Source organism: Terrabacter sp. Soil811, from assembly GCF_001429655.1.
In the GTDB taxonomy this organism is placed as follows: Bacteria; Actinomycetota; Actinomycetes; order Actinomycetales; family Dermatophilaceae; genus Terrabacter.
Map to the genome: position 1 here is coordinate 53,324 of NZ_LMSX01000013.1, position 13,855 is coordinate 67,178.

Here is a 13,855-nt window from a genome sequence, read left to right on the forward strand (position 1 = left end):
CGCTAGTCGGCCTGGGTGATCGGCAGCGGTGGCAGCGGGCACACGTCGAGGTCGAAGGGCAGCACCTCGGGCGAGATCGCGGCGGCCCGCGCGGCGTGCGAGGTCATCCGTCGCATGTAGTGCCGCCGGCAGAGCACCTCGTACTCGACGAGACCGGTCGTGCCCGGCTTCGTGTCGCCGACGACGACCTGCTCCCCCTCGACGACCATGACGCCGTCCATGACTCGGGCATTCGTCGTCGCCCGACGGCCGCACCAGCACAGCGCCTCGACCTGGAGCACCTGCACCTTGTCGGCGAGCTCGATGAGCCGCTTGCTGCCCGGGAAGAGCTCGGTGCGGAAGTCGGCGGTGATGCCGAAGGCGAAGACGTCGACGTCCATCTCGTCGACGATCCGCGCCAGCTGCTCCACCTGGTCGCTGGTGTAGAACTGGGCCTCGTCGCAGATGAGGTAGTCGATGCGGGTGCCCGCCGTGGCCCGGTCGACGATCGCCTCCCAGAAGTCGAGGTCGTCGCGGACCTCGAGCGCCCCGGTCGAGAGACCGAGCCGCGAGCTGAGGACGTTGGTGCCGGCGCGGTCCATCTTGGTGAAGATGAGACCGACGCGACCCCGTGCGCCGTGGTTGTGGTCCATCTGGAGGGCGAGGGTCGACTTGCCACAGTCCATGGTCCCGGAGAAGAAGACGAGCTCAGCCACGAGGCACCACCCTAGGCGCCGCGGCGGGGTGGCACCACGACCACCGGCACGGCGAGTTCCGCGTCGCTCGTCGAGCCGTGCAGCCCGAGCAGCGCGACCACCTCGCGGCGCATGAGCCCCGAGTGGACGACGGCGAAGGACCCCTCGGTGACGACGAGCAGGTCGCCGATGCGGCCCTCGACCCCCGCTCGCACCGGGCCGAACCACCCCTCGTCGACGGCGCGCTCACGGGTGAGGATCCGGGCACGGTCACCGAGACGGGCTGCCCACGCCTCCTCGACGTCGGCGGCGGCGGCGGGCTCCGCGTAGAGCTGGAGGTTGCGCGGCTCGCCGCCGAGATGGCGCACGCCTGCCATGAGACCGGGCTCGTGCACGAGGTCGATCCGGTCGTGGAAGGGCACGTCGACCATGCCGTGGTCGGCCGTGACGACGATCGAGGTGTCGTCCGGCACGCGAGCAGCGAGCTGTCGCAGCGCGGCGTCGACCGACTCGACCTCGTCGCCCCACTGCCACGACTGGCAGCCGTGGACGTGGCCGATCTTGTCGACGTCGCCCCAGTAGAGGTAGACGAGGGCTCGTGGCGTGGCCCGCACGGCTGACGCGGCGGCCGACACACGGTCGTCGAGTGTGCGTCCGGAGCGGAAGCGCCCGCCGCGCAGCGCGGCGGTGGTCAGGCCCGACCCGTCGAAGTAGTGCGGACCCACCATCGTCACCGAGACGCCGGCGTTCTCGGCAGCCTCGAAGACGGTCTCGTTCGGTTGCCAGGCGCGCGGGTCGGGACCGTCCTCCCAGGACAGCTCGTTGAGCAACCGGTCGGTGGCCGGATCGAGCACCTGCATGCCGACGAGCCCGTGCGAGCCAGGAGGAAGGCCGGTGCCGAAGGTCCCCATCGAGGTCGCGGTCGTCGTCGGGAAGCCGCACGGCACCCGGTGGGCGGTGCCCAGATGGCTGCGCAGGAAGGGTGCGTGGCCGCTGCGCTGTCGCAGCAGGTCGTGACCGAGCCCGTCGACGAGCACGACGACGGTGCGCGGGACGGTGGGTAGGTCGAAGACGTCGCGGCCGGCATACGCGGGCACCCCGAGTCGGTCGGCGACCGACGGGAGCACGGAGGCCAGGGTGCCCGCCGACCAGTCGGTCGGCGTCGGCGCGTGGGCGGTCACGTCGTCGGCCACGGTGCGCTGGTCAGCGGGCCGTGCCGCCACCGATGCTCGCGGAGAGCACCCGGGCGAAGCTCATGGCCCGACCCACGGCGTCCTCACCGTCGGCGGCCGAGCTGATGCGCAGCGAGATGTCGTCGGAGGCGATGGTGCCCTCGAAGCCGTGGTCGGCCGTGCAGTCGGGGTCGCCGCAGGCGGCAGGGATCATGTCGAGCCGGCTCACCGCTCCCCACCCGAGCGTCAGCGTGAGGTCACGGCCGTGCGTGCCCGGCGCGAAGGTGTCGGGCTGCGCCACGACGTGGGTCAGCATGACGCCCCGGACGGCGGCGAGTGGCACCGTCTCGGTCGTGGCCGTCGCCATGAGCTTGTCCTCGGACTCGGCGTGGTCGTCGGCATGGGCGATGACGAGCCGCTGCGGGGTGACGACGAGCACGGTCACGTGACGGCGCACCGTCTCGTGGTCGAAGGTCGTCTCCTGGTGCACGAGGTGCGAGACGACCTCGTCGTCGGCGATCGCCGACTCGACGACGTCGCAGACGAGCGAGGGGTAGTAGCCGGCACGGGTGATCGCCTCGGTGAGGTCTTCGGGAAGGGCTCGGCCGGTGCCCGGGGTGACGCGTCGCATGCCCCCATCCTTGCACCAGCGCGGGCGTGACCTCTCCGAGCGGTCCACACCGTGCTGCGTCAGGTCATCCGGCGCCGGCCCGGGTCCTTGCGCACGAGGGCCGGTCGCACGACGACCTCGGCGCCGAGCACGTCGACCCCGCCGGTCCAGGCGTTGACGGGGTTGAGCTCGACCGAGGACAGCTCCGGGTGGTCGTCGGCGAGGACCGACAGCCGTGCGATGAGGTCGGCGAGCGCCGCCCGGTGCACCGGGGCGGCGCCGCGGTGGCCGCTGAGGAGCGGCGCCGCCTTGACGCTGTCGATGAGGTCGGTGACGTCGACGTCGGTGAGCGGCGGGATGCGGTGCGCGACGTCACCGAGCAGCTCGGTGGGTGGCCCGGCGACGGAGAAGCTGACGACCGGACCGAAGAGCGGGTCCTCGCTGGCGCGGATGACGCAGGACACGCCGGGCACGGCCATCCGCTGCACGACGAACCGGTCGGCCCCGAGCGGCCCGAGACGCTGGGTCAGCGACGTGTGCGCGTCGCGGACGGCCTCGGCGTCGACGAGGTCGCCACGCACCCCGACGAGGCCGGGCTGGTGACGCACGACGGGCGAGGTCGACTTGAGGATGACGGGGTAGGTCAGCTCGTCGGCGGCGGCCACCGCCGCGTCGACGCCCGCGACCTCCACCGCCGGCCAGACACGTATGCCGTAGGCGCCCAGCAGGTCGCGCGCCTCCTCGCGCGTCAGCGCGCGTCCGTCGGGACTGCCTGCGAGATAGCCCTCGAGGAGCGACTCCGCACGGAGCCGGTCGATGCCCACCGGGGCAACCTGGGTGCCGCGGTCGCGCTGGCGCCAGAGGGCATACCGCGTGACGGCGTTGAGGGCCCGGATGCCGTCCTCGGGCATCGAGTACGCCGGCACCGACCGCCGGATGCCGTGCTGCTCGTAGGAGAGACCGTCACCGACACCCCGCATGCCGAGGAACGTCGCGACACAAGGCTTCTCGTGGTCGGCGACGATGGTGCGGACCGCCATGTGCACCTCCTCGTCCTGGGTCACGAGGGGCGGGATGAAGGCGGCGACGACGCTGTCGACCTCAGGGTCGGCGAAGGCCGCGTCGAGCGCGGCGGCGAACTCCTCGGCCGAGGCCTGCGGCGGCAGCGAGACGGGGCCGTGCGTCACCCGCAGTCCCCAGCTGACGCACGCGCTCGCACTCAGCGCGCCGAGGGCGTCGGAGTTGCCGACGATGGCGACGCGGTCGCCCTTCGGCAACGGCTGGTGGAGCGTCAGCTGGGCGACGTCGAAGAGCTGGTGGACGTTCTCGACGCGGATGACGCCGGCCTGGCGCAGCAGGGCGTCGAACGCCTGAGGGGGCACGTTGGTCACCCTGGTGCGGTGCCCGGGAGGGGCGGCGAAGCTCGACACCCCCGAGCTGACCACGACCACGGGCTTGACCGCCGCGAGCGCTCGGGCGATGCGTGAGAACTTGCGCGGGTTGCCCATCGACTCGAGGTAGAGCCCGACCGTGTCGGTCTCCTGGTCGTCGATCCAGTACTGCATGAGGTCGTTGCCCGAGACGTCGACGCGGTTGCCGGCCGACGCGAACACCGAGATGCCGAGGCCGCGGCGGGCCGCCGAGGCGAGCACCGCGACCCCGAGCGCACCGCTCTGGGCGAAGAGGCCGAGCCGACCCGACTCGGGGATGACCGAGGCGAGGGTGGCGTTGAGGCGCACGGACGGGTCGTTGTTGATGAGGCCGAAGCTGTTGGGTCCGACGATGCGCATGCCGGCGCGGCGCACTCGACGACGGAGCTTCTCCTGCAGGCGGACTCCTTCCTCGCCCGCCTCCGCGAACCCGGCCGACAGGACGAGGAGCGCCTTGACCCCGGCCTTGCCGCAGTCCTTGACGACCTCGATGGCCTGCGCCGCCGGCACGACGACGATCGCGAGGTCGACGGGCTCGGGCACGTCGTGGATGCTCGGGTAGGCCGTGAGGCCCTGGATCCGGTCGGCCACCCGGTGGATCGGGTAGAGCTCGCCCCGGTAGCCGGCGGCGAGGATGTTGCGCATGACGAGGGCACCGATCGACTCCTCGCGCCGGCTCGCGCCGATGATCGCGACCCGCTCCGGGAAGAGGATCGTGTGCATGCTGCGGGACTCGGCGCGGTGCTCGCGCGAGAGCTGGACGGCCTTGCTCTGCTCGGTCGGCGAGATGTCGAAGGACACCTCGACGACGCCGTCCTCGATGTGGTGCGTGACCTCGTAGCCCGCCTCCTTGAAGACGGTGAGCATCTTGCGGTTCTGCGGCAGCACCTCGGCGACGAACCGGTTGATGCCCATCTCCTGGGCGATGGCGGCGAGGTGCTCGAGCATGACCGAGCCGATGCCCTTGCCCTGGTAGTGGTCCGAGATGTTGAAGGCGACCTCGGCCGACGTCGGGTCGATGCGGTCGTACCGGCCGATGCCGATGATCTCGCCGTCGAGCGTCGCGACGAGGGCGACCCGGTCGTGGTGGTCGACGTGCGTGAAGCGGTGGAGGTCGCGGGCGCTCAGCTCGCGCAGCGGGGCGAAGAAGCGCAGGTAGATCGACTCCTCCGACTGGAGGCTGTGGAAGTGGCGGATGCCGTCGGCGTCGTCGGGCGCGATCGGCCGCACGTGCGCCACGGTGCCGTCCCGGAGCACGACGTCCGCCTCCCACTCGACGGGGGCACCCGTGGCCTGCGCCGAGACCCGCTCGATCGCACCGGTGTCGTCGCTGAGCTCGCCACCCTCCATGCCCTCATCGTGTCACGTCGGGCTGCGCGGCCCCGGGAGATGGGAGTGTGGTCGCATGGAGTTCGCCGACGTCGTCCGCTCCCGACGCATGGTCCGTCGCTACGACCCCGACCGGGAGGTCCCGCGCGAGGTCGTGGAGCGCTGCCTCGCCAACGCGGTGCGCTCCCCCAGTGCCGGGTTCAGCCAGGGCTGGGACTTCGTCGTGCTGACGACACCGCCCGAGCGGGACGCCTTCTGGGCGGCCACGACGGAGCCCGGCGCGGCGAGCGACCCCTGGCTCGACGGCATACGCGCCGCCCCGGTGCTCGTGCTGTGCCTCTCGCACAAGGACGCCTACCTCGACCGCTACGCGGCGCCCGACAAGGGCTGGACCGATCGGGACGAGGCGCGCTGGCCGGTGCCCTACTGGGACGTCGACACGGGCATGGCCTCGCTCCTCATCCTGCTCACCGCCACCGACGAGGGCCTCGGCAGCCTCTTCTTCGGGGTGCCGCCGGAACGCCACGGCGCCGTCCACGAGGCGTTCGGCATCCCCTCGACGCGCAGCATCGTGGGCGTCGTGTCGATCGGGTATGCCGTCCCGGGACCCAGGAGCCCGAGCCTCCGACGGCACCGGCGCACCGGTCGCGACGTGGCCCACTGGGGCCGTTTCGGCGTGGCAGGTGAGAACCCGTGATCACCCTGCGCGAAGATGGGGTGTTCACCCGCTAGCGGCAAGGAGCACCACCCGGCATGGCCCGTGGAAAGACCCCCCCGCCTCCACCGGAGGACTTCGAGGAGAAGATCGTCGGCATCGACGTCGAGGAGGAGATGCAGAACGCCTTCCTCGAGTACTCCTACAGCGTCATCTACAGCCGGGCGCTGCCCGACGCCCGGGACGGGCTCAAGCCCGTCCAGCGACGCATCCTCTACGGGGCCAACGAGCTCGGGCTGCGTCCCGACCGCGGCCACGTCAAGAGCCAGCGCGTCGTCGGCGAGGTGATGGGCAAGTACCACCCGCACGGCGACCAGGCCATCTACGACGCCCTCGTGCGCATGGCGCAGCCGTTCACCCTGCGCCTGCCCCTCGTCGACGGCCACGGCAACTTCGGCTCGCTCGACGACGGTCCGGCCGCGGCCCGCTACACCGAGGCGCGCATGGCCAATGCCGCGCTGCTCATGGTCGCGGGCCTCGACGAGGACACCGTCGACTTCGTCCCGAACTACGACGACACCCAGCTCCAGCCCGGGGTGATGCCCGCGGCGTACCCCAACCTCCTCGTCAACGGCGCGGCCGGCATCGCGGTCGGCATGGCCACGAACATGCCCCCGCACAACCTCGTCGAGGTCATCGGCGCCGCGCGGCACCTCATCGCCAACCCGACGTGCTCGCTCGAGGACCTCATGAAGTTCGTCCCGGGGCCCGACCTGCCCTGCGGCGGCAAGATCGTCGGCCTCGAGGGCATCCGCGACGCCTACCTCACCGGGCGTGGCAGCTTCCGCACCCGGGCGACGGCACGCATCGAGTCGATCACGCCGCGGCGCAAGGGCATCGTCGTCACCGAGCTGCCCTACCTCGTCGGACCAGAGAAGGTCATCGACAAGGTCAAGGACCTCGTCCAGGGCAAGAAGCTGCAGGGCATCGCCGACCTCAAGGACCTCTCGGACCGACAGCACGGCCTGCGCCTCGTCATCGAGATCAAGAACGGCTTCAACCCCGACGCCGTCCTCGAGCAGCTCTACAAGCTGACGCCGATGGAGGAGAACTTCGGCATCAACAACGTCGCGCTCGTCGAGGGCCAGCCGCGCACCATGGGCCTCAAGGACCTCCTCAAGGTCTACGTCGACTTCCGCACCGACGTCGTGCGCCGACGCACCGCCCACCGCCTGGCCAAGCGCGAGGAGCGGCTGCACCTCGTCGAGGGACTGCTCATCGCCATCGTCGACATCGACGAGGTCATCCAGGTCATCCGCGGCTCCGACGACGCCGGCACCGCCCGCACGCGGCTCATGGACGTCTTCGACCTCTCCGAGGCCCAGGCGACGTACATCCTCGACCTCCAGCTGCGCCGGCTCACCAAGTTCTCGCGCATCGAGCTCGAGAACGAGAAGACCGAGCTCGAGCGCGCCATCGAGGAGCTGCGCGCCCTGCTCGACAACGAGAAGCTGCTGCTCAAGCTCGTGTCGACCGAGCTCGCCGACGTCGCCAAGGCGCACGGCACCCCGCGTCGCACGGTGCTCCTCGAGAGCTCGGGTGCCAGCGCGACCGCGACGGCCGCCTCGCCGCTCGAGATCGCCGACGACCCGTGCTGGGTCCTGCTGAGCTCGACCGGCCTGCTGGCCCGCACCGGCACGGCCGAGCCGGTCACCGCCGAGGGCTCACGCTCGAAGCACGACGTCGTCATCGGCGCCGTCCGCACGACCGCACGCGGCGAGTTCGGGCTCGTGACGAGCGCCGGCCGGATGGTGCGCCTCTCGGCGCTCGACCTGCCGACGCTGCCGCCGACCAACGGCTCCCCCACCCTGTCGGGCGGTGCGCCTCTCGCGGCGTACGTCGACCTCGGCAAGGGCGAGGAGCCGGTGACGATCGTGCCGATCGGTGCCGACGCACCGGTCTTCGCCGTCGGCACGGCGGCCGGTGTCGTCAAGCGGGTCACGTCCGAGGCACCCAAGAGCAACGACTGGGACGTCATCAGCCTCAAGGACGGCGACCGCGTCGTCGGAGCCGCGGTCGCCGACCGTGAGGACCTCGACCTCGTCTTCGTCACGACCGACGCACAGCTGCTGCGTTTTGCGGCGAAGTCCGTTCGCCCACAAGGCCGCTCGGCCGGCGGCATGGCGGGCATCAAGCTCGCCGCCGGCGCCCGAGTCGCCTTCTTCGGCGTCGCCGACCCCGCCCGCGAGGGTGTCGTCGTCACGTCGTCCGGCTCGTCGGGTGCGCTGCCCGGCACCGAGGGCGGGTCGCTCAAGGTGACGCCGTACGCCGAGTACCCCCCGAAGGGCCGCGCGACCGGTGGCGTTCGCTGCCACCGCTTCCTCAAGGGTGAGGACACGCTCGTGCTCGCCTTCGCCGGCAACACCCCGGCCCGCGCCGCCGCCGCCAACGGCGTCGCCATCGAGCTGCCGCCCGCCGACGGTCGCCGCGACGGCTCGGGCGTCCCGACGGCCGCGGTCATCGCGCACGTCGCGGCCCCACCCGCCACCTCCCAGTCCACCGACGCGGAGTCGGGGGTCGCGGTCACGACGGATGCCCTCGGCGATGGCGACGCCCCGTCCGACGGCGGCGACGCGTGACCCCGCCTCCCGGCGGCAAGGCCGCCCGCCGCGCTGCGGCGGCCGCGGCTGCAGCCACGGCCGCCGCGTCCGCGGAGTCCGCAAAGGTGACGTCGGTCGTCGACGCGATCTCCGGATCGCCCGAGCACCCCGAACCCGAGCACGCCGAACCCGAGCACGCCGAGCACCCCGCGACGACCGGATACGGCACCCCGGCCTCCGACGCGTGCTCGGTCCTCTGGGACCACGACGGCACGAGCGCCTACGGCACGGCGGCCACGGCGCGCTTCTTCGTCATCGTCGAGCAGCCCGGCCCGTGGGGCCGCGACGCGGCACGCGAGTCGCACCTCGACCGGGAGCTCGGCGCCGAGCTCGAGGGCCGCACGAGCCGGGCAGGTGGGCGCTTCATGCTCATCCGACGCCCGGGCGGGCATCCGGCCAACGACGGCCCCCGCCACGTGTTCGTCGCGCACGCCGGTGCGCGTCCCGAGGACGCCTGGCTGCTCGTCGCCGAGGTCGACCACGTCGGCGACCTGCTGGGACTCGACTGGGGCGCCCTCGCCCGCGGCAGCCGCGCCCTCGTGCAGGCCTCGCTCCTCGGCTCACGCCCCGCTGAGCCCACGCTGCTCGTGTGCACCAACGGTCGTCGCGACGTCTGCTGCGCCGTCCGAGGACGCCCGCTCGCCGCCCACGCCGCGCGGGTCGCCCCCGGCCGGGCGTGGGAGGTGTCGCACACCGGCGGTCACCGCTTCGCGCCGACTGCCGTCCTCCTGCCGTGGGGACAGACCTTCGCGCGCGTCGACGAGCGCGCGTCGGAGTGGCTCCTCGGAGCGAGCGAGTCCGGGCACCTGCCTGCCGAGCTGCTCGGCCCGCTCCACGACCGGGGCCGCTCCGGCGTCGCCGGTCCGTCGCAGTGCGCCGAGTCCCACGTCCGCTCCGAGACGGGCGAGACCCGCCTCGCCGCGCTGTGGGCCGACGCCCCCGAGGCGGTCGACGACGGCTGGGACGTCACCGTCACGCACGCCGACGGGCGCCGCTGGCACGTTCGCGTGACGCGCGAACCCGCCGGTCGCACGCGCCCCGAGTCCTGCGGCAAGAAGGCGGTCGAGGTGCACGAGCACCGAGCGACGATCGTCGAGGCGTGGTTCTAGCCACGCATCGGGACGGGATCGCTCACCAGGGCTTGGGGACGGTCTGCGACCCGTCCCCGGGCACGGTGTCGTCGTTGCCCTGCTGCTGTTGCTGGTTGCGCTCGATGGTGTTCTGCCGCTGCTGCTCCTGGAGGTAGTCCTGCTCCTCCTGGCTCGGGGTGTTCCCGGGGTCGGGCGTGGGTGCGGGCTGTTGACCCGGCCCCGGCTGCTGCTGCGGGTTGTCGGGGGGCTGCTGGTCAGGGGGTGTGTCGGAGTTCTTCTGCTCCATCCGCTGCTGCGCCTGCTGGAGCTGCTCGCCGGTCTGGCCGCCTTCGGGCGCGTCGCAGAGCGGCGGCCGCTCCTTCGTGATCGTGATGCCCTTGTCGTAGTACTGCTTCCACTCGTCGGTGCGCTCGCGCGCCTTCGCGGCGTCGCCCAGGGCCTCGTAGGTCAGGCCGAGGTTGACGCGCACCTTGCAGTCGTCGATCCCGCCCTTGGGGACCTGCTCGAAGGCCTGCTCGAACCACGGCCGCGCCAGCTCGAAGTGCCCCGAGAGGACGTGGGCGTCACCGATCGCGAAGGGCGACCGGAACTGCTCGACGACGTTGACCCACCCCTGCCGCTCGCCCCAGGTCAGGGTGCGCGGCTTGTCGCCGGCCTCGTAGGCGTCGAGCGTCTGGGCGTGCACGAGGTTGAGCGAGATGAGCCTGAGCGCCACGAGGACGAGCAGGACGACGACGGGAGCGGACGCGAGCAGCAGCCGCCGGCGTCGCCGACGCAGGTGCGGCGGGAGGGGGCGACGGTCACGTCGGCGCAGGCGGAACCGGCGGCGTACGCCCTCCGCGGTGACGCTGTCCGCGCGTGCCGGTCGCTCGTCGACGATCGTCATGGGCGCGTCTCCTTCCGGCGCCGGGTCTGGACGAGCGCCGTGATGCCGGCGCCGACCTCCCACGCGGCGATCCCGGCCACCCCGAGCAGCAGCGGCCAGTAGAGCTCGCGGCGGGCGATGACCTTCTGCTTCTCGATCTGCTCGCTCGTGCCGAAGCGCTCGAGGTCGATGCCGCCCACGGCGGGGCCGATCGCGTCGCCCGCCTCGCGGTGCACGAAGCTCAGGCCGAGCTGGTCGCCGATCGTGCGTAGCGTGTCCTCGCTGACGACGGAGCGGGCGTCCTCACCGGTCGCGGGGTCCTTGATGTAGTCGCGTGTCGTGTCGAAACGCGACCGCGTGGCCTTCATCCGGCCGCCCTCCGTGGTGCCGTAGCCGAGGACGGCTCCCCCATTGATGAGCCGCTTGTCGATGTCGAAGGGCGCAGGAGGGTCCTGCGCCGTCTGCTCGCCGTCGCCGAAGTAGAAGACGACCCGCCCACGCTCGGGAGTGCGCGCGTCGGCCTGCTGGAGCAGGGTCTTGAGGCGGTCGTTCGCCTCGCTGACGGACGTGCCCCTCGAGACCTCGTAGGACTCCGGGAGCAACGTCTCGACCGCCGCGTCGAGGGCCGTCGTGTCGGTCGTCAGCGGCAGCCGCACCCGGGCGTCCTGGTCGAACGTCACGACGGAGTAGCGGGCACCCGGAAGAGCCTCAGCGATGGCGGAGATGTCCGATGAGACGCCGTCGATGCGCGGGCGACCGTCGCCGTAGTCCTCGGCGATGATGCTGCTCGTCGTGTCGACGACGAAGTAGACGTTGAGGTTGGCGGCGGTGGTGTCGACCTGTTCACCCGCAACGGCCGGACGCAGCGCGGCGACCCCGAGGAGCACGACCGCACCCGTGAGCCGCCAGTGCGTCGCCCGCGACTCTCCCGGCACCGAGCGCGACGACGGGTTCCACCACACGGCGGCGAGCGCCCCGACCGCGAGGACGAGCAGCACGGGCCAGGGGGCGACGGGCAGGAGGGTCACGACGCCCACCTCCGGCTCGCACCGATGACGCCGATGAGCCCGATCCCGGCGAGCGTGATCGGCAGCGTCGGGTTGTCGGAGTAGAGGGCACGGGAAGCGGCGTCGATGAGCGTCGCCTCCTGGGCCTGGACCGCGTCGACGATCCCCTTGATGGCCGCCTGGTCGCTCATCGCGAAGTAGCGTCCGCCGGTGCCGGTGACGATGTCGCGCATCTCCACCGCCTCCTGGTCGGCCCCGTCCTCCTCCGGGTTGAGCCCGTAGACGCGGACGCCCTTGGCCTTGGCCAGCGCACCGGCCTCGTCGACGTCGATGATCGGCCGCCCGGCGAGGTGGTTGTCGGTGGCGAAGACGACCGAGCGGGCGCGCTGGACGTCGACCTTGTCGAAGCTGGAAACGCAGGTGGCGAGGCCATCGCCGATCAACGAGGTGCCGCGGCCGTTGAAGGTGCCGGCGAAGAAGGAGTCGTACTCCGGGTCGCCCGTCAGCGCACGTCCCGCGGAGTCGAGCTCCCCGTTGATGAAGTCGTAGTCGTCGGTGAGCGGGAAGACCGTGGCGGCCGACGAGTTGAAGATGACGAGCCCGATCCGCTCGCCCTCGAAGCTCGAGACGAGCGTCTTGAACGTCGACACGAGGGTCGCGTCGTAGGCGGCCATCGAGCCGGAGATGTCGAGGCACAGCATGATGTCGCGGCTGCGGGTCTGGGGCTTGTCGATGGTGGTGTCGAGCGGTCGGGCTGCGCCCACGAGGGCCGCCCCGCCGAGGAGCACGGCGCTGGACGCGAGCACGGCCATCCGGATCCGGTGCAGGCGCAGCGCCCGGCGGTACTCCGGCAGCTCGGTCAACGCGCTCGAGTTGGCGACCGCCGCCGACGCTCGTGCCTGCCGGCGGGACATGAGCCGGTAGACGGCATACGCGAGCAGGGCCGCGAGGAGCGTCCCGAGGCCGAGCACGCCCGGCCACTTGAGGTCGAGGCCGTTCAGCTCCATCGCGCCACCACCTGCTTGGCGACGGTGCCCGCCCCGACGAGGGTCGCCGTCTCACGCGGGCCGAACTCACCGGGATAGAGCGATCCGACGACCTGCGAGACCGGGGTCAGCCGGGATCCCGTCGCGTTGAGCTCGGTGAGCGTCATCGTCGGGGCGTGGATCCCCGACACCTCCTGGACGAAGTGGCGCACGAGGACGCTGAGCTGCTGGTGCGCCCGACGCTGGCTGATCTCGCCGGCCGCGGCCCGGTCGAGCACGAGGTCGATCTGCCGGGTGTAGTCGGCGCGCAGGCGTGAGAGCCGGTCCGACGTGATGCGTGGCGGGACGACGACCTTCCTCTCGCGCGTCGACCACCACACCCAGACGTACCAGGCGGCGACGAGCACGAGCGCGCCGACGCCGATCCAGAGCCACGTCGCGGCATACGGGTCGGGAGCGTAGAAGCCCGGGGGCGGGGCGTCAGCGGCGCGCACGACGCTGCCTCTCGAGCAGGGCGAAGACCGTCGCGACGACCTCGTCGGACGACCCGAGACGGGCATGGTTGATCCCGCGGCGGTCGAGCAGCTCGGTCGTGCGCCGCACGCGCTCGGCGACCGAGGCGGAATACGCCGCGCGCACCCGCGGGTCGAGCCGCACCAGCGTCGGCAGCGTGTACGTGTCGGCGACGTCGTATGCCGTCCGGTCCCCCTCGATGGCCGTGGGGTCGGCGTCCTCGACGGTGATCCAGAGGATCTCGTGCTGGACGTGGAGACGGCGCAGCAGCTCGTCGAGCGCCGGGTCGAGCTCCTTGTCGTCGGCGACGACGAGCAGCACGAGGCGGCGGCGGACGTTGCGGACGATCCAGCGCAGCTGCGTCGCGAGGTTGCTCTGGTCGCCGTCGAGGACGGTCGCCGCGTCCACGGCGCGCAGCAACAGCTCGAGGTGCGCCTCGGAGCCGCGCAGGTCGTGCGCGACCGTCGAGCCGGCGGTGCCGCGGACGAGCCCGACGAGGTCTCCGTGGCGCTGCGCGAGGTAGCCGACGAGGCCGGCCGCCGCGATGGCCACCGACTTCTTCGGCTCGCCGCTGCGGGTCGTGGCCGCCATCCCGCGGCCGGTGTCGATGACGAGCATGAGGTTCTGCTTCCGCGTCGCGACGTAGCGCTTGACGAGCGGCGACTGGCTACGGGCGGTGGCCCGCCAGTCGATGTCGCGAACCTCGTCGCCCGGGACGTAGTCGCGCAGGTCGTCGTAGTCGAGGCTGCGACCGTGGAAGACGGAGGCGTACTCCCCCTCGAGGAGGCTGCGTGACTTGCGGCGCGCGTGGACGAAGAGCTTGCTCTTCACCCTCGTCAGCAGCGTCGTCGTCATGTCGCGTC

Annotated in this window: 12 protein-coding genes; 3 read left to right on the forward strand and 9 right to left on the reverse strand. The window is 72.0% G+C overall.

Features of this window, described 5'->3' with window-relative positions; translation table 11 throughout:
* Positions 1 to 2: 2 nt before the first annotated feature.
* Genes ASH01_RS21305 through ASH01_RS21320 form a run of 4 tightly spaced genes read right to left on the reverse strand, consistent with a single transcriptional unit; the run spans position 3 to position 5,236 of the window.
* On the reverse strand, positions 3 to 695 hold the full coding sequence (locus ASH01_RS21305; RefSeq protein ID WP_020145510.1) for a thymidine kinase: 693 nt from the start codon (positions 693 to 695) through the stop codon (positions 3 to 5).
* A gap of 11 nt (positions 696 to 706) precedes the next feature.
* Positions 707 to 1,867, reverse strand: coding sequence for an alkaline phosphatase family protein (locus ASH01_RS21310; RefSeq protein WP_056781259.1), 1,161 nt, complete (start codon positions 1,865 to 1,867; stop codon positions 707 to 709).
* A gap of 10 nt (positions 1,868 to 1,877) precedes the next feature.
* Complete coding sequence (locus ASH01_RS21315) at positions 1,878 to 2,477, reverse strand: DUF5998 family protein (RefSeq protein ID WP_056781029.1); 600 nt, start codon at positions 2,475 to 2,477, stop codon at positions 1,878 to 1,880.
* Between the two features lie 59 nt (positions 2,478 to 2,536).
* Positions 2,537 to 5,236, reverse strand: a complete 2,700-nt coding sequence (locus tag ASH01_RS21320) for a bifunctional acetate--CoA ligase family protein/GNAT family N-acetyltransferase (protein WP_082620076.1) — start codon at positions 5,234 to 5,236, stop codon at positions 2,537 to 2,539.
* 55 nt (positions 5,237 to 5,291) lie between these two features.
* Here ASH01_RS21320 and ASH01_RS21325 point away from each other — a divergent pair, with 55 nt between their 5' ends.
* From ASH01_RS21325 to ASH01_RS21335, 3 genes are read left to right on the forward strand one after another with little or no spacing between them, the layout of a single operon-like run.
* A complete protein-coding gene (locus ASH01_RS21325; RefSeq protein ID WP_056781031.1) occupies positions 5,292 to 5,912 on the forward strand; it encodes a nitroreductase family protein in 621 nt (206 codons plus the stop codon).
* A gap of 56 nt (positions 5,913 to 5,968) precedes the next feature.
* Positions 5,969 to 8,509 (forward strand): DNA gyrase/topoisomerase IV subunit A, encoded by a 2,541-nt coding sequence (locus tag ASH01_RS21330; RefSeq protein ID WP_056781034.1) that lies wholly within the window; start codon positions 5,969 to 5,971, stop codon positions 8,507 to 8,509.
* Positions 8,506 to 9,639, forward strand: coding sequence for a sucrase ferredoxin (locus tag ASH01_RS21335; RefSeq protein ID WP_056781037.1), 1,134 nt, complete (start codon positions 8,506 to 8,508; stop codon positions 9,637 to 9,639). Before ASH01_RS21330 ends, ASH01_RS21335 begins: the two co-directional genes overlap by 4 nt.
* A gap of 22 nt (positions 9,640 to 9,661) precedes the next feature.
* On the opposite strand, the gene ASH01_RS21340 is transcribed toward ASH01_RS21335, so the two are convergent.
* Genes ASH01_RS21340 through ASH01_RS21360 form a run of 5 tightly spaced genes read right to left on the reverse strand, consistent with a single transcriptional unit; the run spans position 9,662 to position 13,847 of the window.
* Positions 9,662 to 10,507, reverse strand: a complete 846-nt coding sequence (locus ASH01_RS21340) for a tetratricopeptide repeat protein (protein WP_056781040.1) — start codon at positions 10,505 to 10,507, stop codon at positions 9,662 to 9,664.
* Positions 10,504 to 11,514 carry a vWA domain-containing protein gene (locus tag ASH01_RS21345; RefSeq protein ID WP_162263919.1) on the reverse strand — a complete coding sequence of 337 codons (1,011 nt, stop codon included), beginning with the start codon at positions 11,512 to 11,514 and terminating at the stop codon, positions 10,504 to 10,506. Before ASH01_RS21345 ends, ASH01_RS21340 begins: the two co-directional genes overlap by 4 nt.
* On the reverse strand, positions 11,511 to 12,500 hold the full coding sequence (locus tag ASH01_RS21350; RefSeq protein ID WP_056781042.1) for a VWA domain-containing protein: 990 nt from the start codon (positions 12,498 to 12,500) through the stop codon (positions 11,511 to 11,513). Before ASH01_RS21350 ends, ASH01_RS21345 begins: the two co-directional genes overlap by 4 nt.
* Positions 12,491 to 12,973, reverse strand: coding sequence for a hypothetical protein (locus ASH01_RS21355; protein WP_056781045.1), 483 nt, complete (start codon positions 12,971 to 12,973; stop codon positions 12,491 to 12,493). Before ASH01_RS21355 ends, ASH01_RS21350 begins: the two co-directional genes overlap by 10 nt.
* Positions 12,960 to 13,847, reverse strand: coding sequence for a DUF58 domain-containing protein (locus tag ASH01_RS21360; protein ID WP_056781047.1), 888 nt, complete (start codon positions 13,845 to 13,847; stop codon positions 12,960 to 12,962). Before ASH01_RS21360 ends, ASH01_RS21355 begins: the two co-directional genes overlap by 14 nt.
* Positions 13,848 to 13,855: the final 8 nt, after the last annotated feature.

Excerpts from the sequence above, each read along its gene's own strand:
- ASH01_RS21315 (WP_056781029.1), bottom strand. The coding sequence starts at position 2,477 with ATGCGACGCGTCACCCCGGGCACCGGCCGAGCCCTTCCCGAAGACCTC.
- ASH01_RS21320 (WP_082620076.1), bottom strand. The coding sequence starts at position 5,236 with ATGGAGGGTGGCGAGCTCAGCGACGACACCGGTGCGATCGAGCGGGTC.
- ASH01_RS21325 (WP_056781031.1), top strand. The coding sequence starts at position 5,292 with ATGGAGTTCGCCGACGTCGTCCGCTCCCGACGCATGGTCCGTCGCTAC.
- ASH01_RS21330 (WP_056781034.1), top strand. The coding sequence starts at position 5,969 with ATGGCCCGTGGAAAGACCCCCCCGCCTCCACCGGAGGACTTCGAGGAG.
- ASH01_RS21340 (WP_056781040.1), bottom strand. The coding sequence starts at position 10,507 with ATGACGATCGTCGACGAGCGACCGGCACGCGCGGACAGCGTCACCGCG.
- ASH01_RS21350 (WP_056781042.1), bottom strand. The coding sequence starts at position 12,500 with ATGGAGCTGAACGGCCTCGACCTCAAGTGGCCGGGCGTGCTCGGCCTC.
- ASH01_RS21360 (WP_056781047.1), bottom strand. The coding sequence starts at position 13,847 with ATGACGACGACGCTGCTGACGAGGGTGAAGAGCAAGCTCTTCGTCCAC.